This window comes from Enterobacter cloacae complex sp. I3, assembly GCF_014896175.1.
Lineage (GTDB): Bacteria > Pseudomonadota > Gammaproteobacteria > Enterobacterales > Enterobacteriaceae > Enterobacter > Enterobacter bugandensis.
Map to the genome: position 1 here is coordinate 128428 of NZ_JADBQZ010000016.1, position 8120 is coordinate 136547.

The following is an 8120-nucleotide window of genomic DNA, read 5'->3' on the forward strand; positions in this document are numbered from 1 at the left end:
TAAAATGGGCCAGGCTTTTTATCTTTTGGCTTTCAGGCCTTGAGGAGAGCTTTACACGCCATGCAGGGATAGCCATTTATTTCTGATTATCTTCAATTAGTTATATTTTGGTGAACATGTTTTCCACACGTGATCATATAAGCCTGAACATCATAATTAATACAAGTGGCTTAATAAAAGTAATAAATTTGCGTTAAGGAAAGGCTTTTATCATGCACACACAGACCATTTTTGAATTAAGTCAGGAAGCTGAGCGTTTGTTACAGCTTGCCCTGCAAAATCTCGATACCCTGAAATCAATGCCGACAGCGAAGCTGGAGAGCACGACGGCTGCTATTACAGGTGAAAAGAACAACGTGCTGCCTTTGCATTTTAGTGCGCGCGGCGTCGAAGCGCAGCAGGCAACGCTGAATAATGAATTACGCAAAATAACACGTCTGGAAATGGTTCTGGCTATCGTTGGCACGATGAAAGCGGGGAAATCGACCACCATTAATGCCATTGTGGGTACCGAAGTGTTGCCGAACCGCAACCGCCCAATGACGGCGCTGCCTACGCTGATACGTCATACGCCAGGCCAGAAAGAGCCGGTGCTCCACTTCTCACATGTCTCTCCTATTGATGATTTGATTCACCTGCTGCAGAAAAAGCTTGGCGATTACGATCGCGGCAAGCTGGCTCTGCAACTGGAAATTGATAAGGACATGAATACGCTGCTGGAGCGTATTGAGAAAGGCGAGGCCTTTGAAAAGCATCATCTCGGGGCGCAGCCAATATTTCATTGCTTGAAAAGTCTTAATGATCTGGTAAGGCTCTCCCAGGCGCTGGGCGTGGCGTTTCCGTTCTCTGAATACGCGGCCATCGAACATATTCCGGTGATTGAAGTGGAGTTCGTGCATCTTGCGGGTCTTGATGCCCACCTCGGGCAACTGACGCTGCTCGATACTCCCGGCCCCAATGAGGCCGGACAACCGCATCTGCAAAAAATGCTTAGCGAACAGCTAGCCCGCGCGTCGGCGGTGCTGGCGGTGATGGATTATACCCAGCTTAAATCTATTTCTGATGAAGAGGTCCGTCAGGCTATTTCGGTTGCGGGGAAATCAGTGCCTCTGTATGCGCTGGTGAATAAATTCGACCAGAAGGATCGCAATAGCGACGATGAAGAGCAGGTCAGGGCGATGATCTCCGGTACCTTAATGAAAGGCACTATTTCGCCTGGCCAGATCTACCCTGTTTCCTCTATGTGGGCGTATCTGGCAAACCGCGCCCGCAACGAGATGAATGCCCGTGGACGCCTGCCGGAGCATCAGGAGCAGCCCTGGGTGCAGGATTTTGCCGAAGCCGCACTCGGACGCCGCTGGCGTTCGGCGGACCTGGACGATATAAACCATATCCGTCACGCAGCCGATTTGCTCTGGGAAGATTCGCTGTTTGAACAGCCGATACGCAAACTGATTTACGCCGCCTATGCCAATGCCTCGCTATTCGCGCTGCGCTCGGCCTCGCATAAGCTGCTCAACTACGCGCAAAATGCCCGGGAGTATCTCGACTTCCGCTATCAGGGGCTGACGGTGGCCTTTGAGGGGCTGGAACTGAACATCGCGCGTCTTGAAGAGGATATGGCGTTGCTGCAGACGCGCCAGAGCGCGGTGAGCGATGAGGTGAAACATGAAGTTGACCAGGCGCTGAACGCGACCGCGGACTTTATGGAGGCCGAAAAATCGGCGCTTCACCAGGCCATGGGCCATGTGTTCAGCCCTCAAAATATTCTTGATTTGGCAGGTATTGAGCGGCTGAATCGCCGCAGTGACAAACAGCAAGAGCGGGAACCGCTGGTTCTGGATGATGAAGGTCAGGCGCAGATCGTCCTGAGTAAAATTCGCTCCTCCTGTGAACTCATCATGCTGGATGCGCAGGCAAAAATTGCCCGGGAGCTGGCGTTACGCTTCGATCAGCTGGAATCTACGCTGGCGCGCTCGCTGAATGACGCTATCCGCCCCATTGAAACGCGTATAAAAGAGCATCTGAGCCATGCCGGCTTCCGGGCGCGGATCAGCTTCCCGGCTTTTCAGGCAAACCAGCTTGACTTCAATACGCGCGCGCTGTTTAACGATGCCATTGCACAGGATAACCGCCCGGCAGGTCAACTTTCCGCCGGGAGCAGTATGCGTGAAACCGTTTCGCGTTGGCTCAATAATCCGGGCTGGGGCTGGGATGAGTATGTGGTCACGCGCACGCACTATGTTATCGACATTGCGCAACTGCATGACAAATTTAAGCAATATATTGATCAGTTTTGTGAACAAATACGTAAAGCTTTATCCGCGCAGGTCGATGTCTCTGTTACGGCCGGAATGGCGACGTTCTTTGCAGAATTTTCGTTATGCCTGACCGGGTTACAGGAAAGCTTGCGTGATAGCCTCGCAGTGCGTCAACAAAATGAGCATTCAACCCGAGCGCTCAGCCAGCTGTTGAAGCAAAGCATTACGACTGCGACGTGGATTCAGGAAGATACCCGACTGTTACGCGATGACATTCAAACTCTATTCGCAGCAGAGCAACCATGACAACACAGCTACTGGACGGTCCCGGGCGGACGCTGGAGTGTATTCATCCCAGGTTTATGGTCGATCTTGTGCAGGGCGTGGACGCGGCGCGCCATCCCCATCTGGGGCCGCAGCAGCTGCAGTTTCGTGAACGTTTGACTCAGGAGATCATGACGCATACCCGGCTACGGCCCTGGGCGATGGCGGGAATGCTTAACGAGAACGCGGCCCTGCGCCTGGGGCTGGCGGAAAAACTCGCCGGCATGTTGGATCCGGGCCATCTTGCGCTGACGCTGATGGCCGATAAACTGACTGCACTGTGCCAGCAGGCTCACCTGCGCGCTCAGCCATCTCCCGGCCTGCTTGAACAGTATGCGGAGCTCTCCTCTCATTTTACCCAACGTGCCGCCTATAAAGAAAAGGCGCTGACCCAGCGTGGACTGACGGTACAGGCGGGCGAGCATAGTGAACAAATTTTCACCCGCTGGCGAGCCGGTCACTATGATGGCTGGTCTTTGGCCGGGCGCTGCTTCATTGTTCTGGAAGAGCTGCGCTGGGGAGCATTTGGCGATGCCTGCCGTCTGGCGAACAACGATGTGTCGGCCATGCTCAAGGATAATTTACGCAGCATGGCCGCCAACTACCTCGCACAGGGCATCAATGCGTCTCCCACAACGCGCCATTTCTATCATCAATGGCTGACCACACCCGCTTCGGCGGGTTTAATCGATCACAAAGACATGCTGGGCTGGCTGGGCGACTGGTGTCAGGCGGATATACACCCGGTGAGTTGGTCAGTGACGCAAAACTGGCAGACCGTCGCGCTGGGTATGCCGAGGCTGTGTTCGGCAAAACGGCTGGTGGATGCGATGGTGGAAGAGATTTTTGGTTGAACCCCTCATCCTGACCCTCTCCCCATAGGGGAGAGAGGATGGCTGGCGCGGTGCGTTAGTGATTCATTTCTAACGGTTTCGGTTCAGGCGGGATCTCTTGCACATTTCCGTAGCGTTTCGCGTATAGCGCCGTGATGATGGGCACCAGGATTGCGGTGACAATCACGCTGGCGGCAACCAGTGCCGTCGCGGACGCGGCCACCGGTTCGAAGGCCGGGTTAATCTGGGCGATAATCACCGGGTTTGCAACGGCAGCGCCTGCGGCTGAAGAGGCGGCGACGCCCGCCGTGCCGTTTCCTCCCCCGATTACGCGGTCAGCAATGATCAGCGGAATACCGGTGATGATGATAACCGCGATACCCAGCACAATCCCCAGCAGTCCCGTATCCAGAATCACGTTCAGGTTGATGGTGTTACCCAGCGCAAAGCCAAAGAACGGGATCAGCACCGGCGTGGCTTTGCTGAAGAAATCACGCAGATCGTGATCCAGATTGCCCAGCGCGAAGCCGATCAGGAATGGCAGGATCGCGCCGACAAAATGATGGGGCTCAAAAGAAGCCAGGCCAGCGGATCCCAGGATCAACATCGTCATGAGCGGGCCGGACTCCAGAGACATCAAAACAAACGCGCCGGACTCCTCTTTCGTTCCGTACTGGTTCATCAGGCTGGCATACAGCCCGCCGTTGGTCATGTCCATCGCCGAGACAATCGCCAGGACGGATAACCCGGCGAAGAAACCGGTCTGAATTCCATTTTCAGGAATGAACATCGCGCATATCATTGCGACCACCCAGGCAACCGCTATTTTGGTTATCACCAGCGTTCCGGATTTGCGTAATACGGTACCGGTTGCCCGCAAATTAATGGATGCGCCGATACAAAAGAACCAGACCGCCAGGATGGGAACGGTACCCGTAATCATCCCCTTTGTGAAACCACCAAAATAAGCCCCGGTTTCAGGTGCTAATGTATTCAGAATAGCACCGAGTACCAGCGGCACCAGCATCATACCACCCGGTATGCGTTCTATCGTGGCTTTAATCTTCATCTCTAACCCTCACAATTTCGCCTCTCATGGTGAGCGGCAGGTGCGAATAAAAAAATCAATAAATTCAATTTGATGAAGGGTTCTCTTGATGATTGGTTTGTGATAACCCTGCACCGAAATTCAGTCAGCGCTCTCGTTTCCTGTCGTAAGAAAACATGCGTCGCTATGTTTCAGGAATTATCATGCGATCGATGGAATATTGATTCAATGAAAATAAAACGGTGTTTTAGTTATCTTCATCACATATTGAATGTAAACTTTAAGACCCGTTGTGAGAGCTGAAAATTTATGTAAATCTCTTGTAAAAAATATGGTTTTTTATTCTGTTGGGAAAAGAAAAAGGATGAGGGCGTAAATGGAGGCTCTGGAAGGTTGAGAAAGTACTTATTTGCGGTAGTTGACAAAAACTGTCTTCACCTGACGCAGTATAAATATATGTGTGAAGTTGATCACAAATATAAACGCTGGTAGGGTAAAAAGGTCATTAACTGCCCAGACAGGCGTCAACAGGTTCGGTTGTATCGACGGTAAACGTCAATGTAAGTAAACCTGCTACGCTTGAAGATGGAGGTTCGCACGGAGCGGATCTCGGGTTCACAGAGTGCGAGTTGGCTGTGGAACGGACAGGGCTAAGTCTACGAGGAAAGCTATGCTAAGAAGGAAAAAGGTTAAACCCATTACGCTTCGCGACGTCACCATTATTGATGACGCTAAACTGCGTAAAGCGATCACCGCCGCCTCGCTCGGTAATGCGATGGAATGGTTCGATTTCGGTGTCTACGGCTTTGTTGCCTATGCATTAGGTAAAGTGTTCTTCCCCGGTGCTGACCCAAGCCTGCAGATGATTGCCGCGCTGGGTACATTCTCCGTTCCTTTCCTGATCCGCCCGCTGGGTGGTCTGTTCTTCGGTATGCTCGGTGACAAATACGGTCGCCAGAAAATACTCGCTATCACCATTGTCATTATGTCGATCAGTACGTTCTGTATCGGCCTAATACCGTCCTATGCCACGATCGGTATCTGGGCACCTATTCTGCTGTTGCTCTGTAAGATGGCGCAGGGCTTCTCCGTCGGGGGTGAGTATACCGGGGCGTCGATCTTCGTCGCGGAGTATTCCCCTGACCGTAAGCGCGGCTTCATGGGCAGCTGGCTGGACTTCGGTTCGATTGCCGGGTTTGTGATGGGTGCGGGCGTCGTGGTTCTGATTTCAACCGTGGTCGGTGAGGAGAACTTCCTCGACTGGGGCTGGCGTATCCCGTTCTTTATCGCGCTCCCACTGGGTATCATCGGTCTTTACCTGCGACATGCGCTGGAAGAGACACCTGCGTTCCAGCAGCACGTTGATAAACTGGAGCAGGGCGACCGCGAAGGGCTGCAGGACGGCCCGAAAGTGTCCTTTAAAGAGATCGCGACAAAGCACTGGCGCAGCCTGCTGACTTGTATTGGTCTGGTGATTTCCACCAACGTCACTTACTACATGCTGCTGACCTACATGCCGAGCTATCTGTCGCATAACCTGCACTACTCGGAAGATCACGGCGTACTGATTATTATCGCCATCATGGTGGGTATGCTGTTTGTACAGCCGATTATGGGTCTGCTGAGCGACCGCTTTGGCCGTCGACCGTTTATCATCCTCGGTAGCGTAGCGCTGTTCGCGCTGGCGATCCCGGCGTTTATTCTGATCAACAGTAACGTGCTGGGTCTGATTTTCGCGGGTCTGCTGATGCTGGCGGTGATCCTGAACTGCTTTATCGGGGTGATGGCATCCACATTACCTGCGATGTTCCCGACGCACATTCGTTATAGTGCGCTGGCGGCGGCGTTCAACATCTCCGTTCTGATTGCCGGCCTGACGCCTACGCTTGCCGCCTCTCTGGTGGAAAGCACGCAGAACCTGATGATGCCAGCCTACTACCTGATGGTTATTGCGGTAGTCGGCCTGGCGACCGGCCTGACCATGAAGGAGACGGCGAACCGTCCTCTGAAAGGGGCGACGCCTGCGGCATCTGATATTCAGGAAGCGAAAGAAATCCTGCGCGAGCACTACGATAACGTTGAGCAGAAAATTGAGGATATCGACGCAGAGATTGAAGAGCTGCAGAAGAAACGCTCCCGTCTTGTTGATCAACATCCCCGCATTAACGAGTAATAAAGAAACCCGCCAACGGCGGGTTTTCTTTTATTAGCATCCGGCGGCGATGTAGTCGCCGTTGGCGCTAATGGGGATGACGGTCAGGAACAGGACGGTCGCGAACAGGATCAGGATGATACCTCCGGCAATTTTAACTGCCGGCACCAGCCATCTGAACGCGCTATCTCCCCCGAACCATGCCACCGTGCGTTCACGGGCATAACGAACCGCCAATGATAGCCCCATAATAGAGAGTGCCGTTCCTAAAGACATGGTCATAACGGCCGCCATTCCCCAGGTGACAATGCCCAGCGCGTTCGAAAACATCAGAATCATGATTGCACCGCTGCACGGACGTGCGCCAATCGCCAGAATGACGCCCAGACGCGTTTTCCAGTCACCTTGTGTCAGATATGCGCCCACGCCGTGATGACCACAGCCACAGTGTTCATCGTGCTGATGAAGGGGAGTGATGGCTGAGATCCTCATTCTTTGAGGCCGCAGGCTTTTCAGCGCCTGGTAAATGATGAAAGCACCAAATGCGCCAATCAGCACGGCGCTTATCTTCTCGACATACCAGCGGCTGGTGCTGATATCCCCTGACGCGAGGTTAAATCCTACTGCCAGAATAAAGACAAACAGAATGGCGCTGACGCCCTGCATCAGGCTGCCAAGAAAGGGAACGATGCGTGCGGCCAGTTCGCTCTCCTTATTTGTGCTCAGGTAGGTTGTCACGATGAACTTCCCGTGCCCCGGCCCGATGGCGTGAAGGACGCCATAAAAGAAAGCGCCTGTTAAGAGCCATAATCCACCGCTGTACTGGTTGTTATTAAGCTGCAGGAGATACATCACCAGATAACGGTGCAGCGTAATCTGCGTGGCAAGGCACCACTGGATAAAGGCGTTCCAGTGCGCATGCAGCGTAAAAGCGGAGAAGAGGAGGGTCAGCAGCATCAATCCGGCCGTAGGGAGGCGCCAGTCGCGAGGCAGGCGTTGTGTATTCATCAGGGTGAGCTCTGCGGAGAAGAATATTTGCCGCTAGTATAGTTGATCTTCTCTTTCAGTTCGCAGGATCGCATCAGGATCTTGCTGTAATTGTGGATAAGTCTGTGCGTAAAAGGGTATAAAGCGGGGTTTTGCTGGGGAATACAGCAGTCAGTCATTTTTTTGCAACTTTTCTGTTGCGGGCTGCGGAGAACTCCCTATAATGCGCCTCCATCGACACGGCGGATGTGAATCACTTCACAGTTAACCCGGTCGGTTGAAGAGAAAAATTCCTGAAATAACGGGTTGACTCTGAAAGAGGAAAGCGTAATATACGCCACCTCGCAACGGTGAGCGAAAGCCGCGTTGCACTGCTCTTTAACAATTTATCAGACAATCTGTGTGGGCACTCAAAGTGACATGGATTCTTAACGTCCTCGGACGAAAAATGAATACCAAGTCTCTGAGTGAACATACGTAATTCATTACGAAGTTTAATTCACGAGCATCAAACT

Annotated in this window: 5 protein-coding genes; 3 read left to right on the top strand and 2 right to left on the bottom strand. The window is 52.8% G+C overall.

Annotation, left to right across the window (positions count from 1 at the left end; all coding sequences use genetic code 11):
• The first annotated feature begins 212 nt into the window (after positions 1-212).
• Together crfC and IM271_RS14320 are read left to right on the top strand one after the other, a co-directional pair.
• On the top strand, positions 213-2567 hold the full coding sequence (gene crfC, locus IM271_RS14315; protein WP_193052768.1) for a clamp-binding protein CrfC: 2355 nt from the start codon (positions 213-215) through the stop codon (positions 2565-2567).
• On the top strand, positions 2564-3439 hold the full coding sequence (locus tag IM271_RS14320) for a diguanylate cyclase regulator RdcB family protein (RefSeq protein ID WP_028015219.1): 876 nt from the start codon (positions 2564-2566) through the stop codon (positions 3437-3439). Before crfC ends, IM271_RS14320 begins: the two co-directional genes overlap by 4 nt.
• Before the next feature lie 55 nt (positions 3440-3494).
• On the opposite strand, the gene kdgT is transcribed toward IM271_RS14320, so the two are convergent.
• Positions 3495-4487, bottom strand: a complete 993-nt coding sequence (kdgT, locus tag IM271_RS14325) for a 2-keto-3-deoxygluconate transporter (protein WP_059357329.1) — start codon at positions 4485-4487, stop codon at positions 3495-3497.
• A gap of 649 nt (positions 4488-5136) precedes the next feature.
• On the opposite strand from kdgT, the gene proP reads away from it, so the two are divergent.
• A complete protein-coding gene (gene proP / locus IM271_RS14330) occupies positions 5137-6639 on the top strand; it encodes a glycine betaine/L-proline transporter ProP (RefSeq protein ID WP_028015221.1) in 1503 nt (500 codons plus the stop codon).
• A gap of 33 nt (positions 6640-6672) precedes the next feature.
• Here the strand turns inward: proP and IM271_RS14335 are convergent, their stop codons facing one another.
• Positions 6673-7626, bottom strand: coding sequence for a nickel/cobalt transporter (locus tag IM271_RS14335; protein ID WP_059357330.1), 954 nt, complete (start codon positions 7624-7626; stop codon positions 6673-6675).
• Positions 7627-8120: the final 494 nt, after the last annotated feature.

Coding starts and splice junctions, on each gene's coding strand:
- crfC (WP_193052768.1), top strand. CDS start 213: ATGCACACACAGACCATTTTTGAATTAAGTCAGGAAGCTGAGCGTTTG.
- IM271_RS14320 (WP_028015219.1), top strand. CDS start 2,564: ATGACAACACAGCTACTGGACGGTCCCGGGCGGACGCTGGAGTGTATT.
- kdgT (WP_059357329.1), bottom strand. CDS start 4,487: ATGAAGATTAAAGCCACGATAGAACGCATACCGGGTGGTATGATGCTG.
- proP (WP_028015221.1), top strand. CDS start 5,137: ATGCTAAGAAGGAAAAAGGTTAAACCCATTACGCTTCGCGACGTCACC.
- IM271_RS14335 (WP_059357330.1), bottom strand. CDS start 7,626: ATGAATACACAACGCCTGCCTCGCGACTGGCGCCTCCCTACGGCCGGA.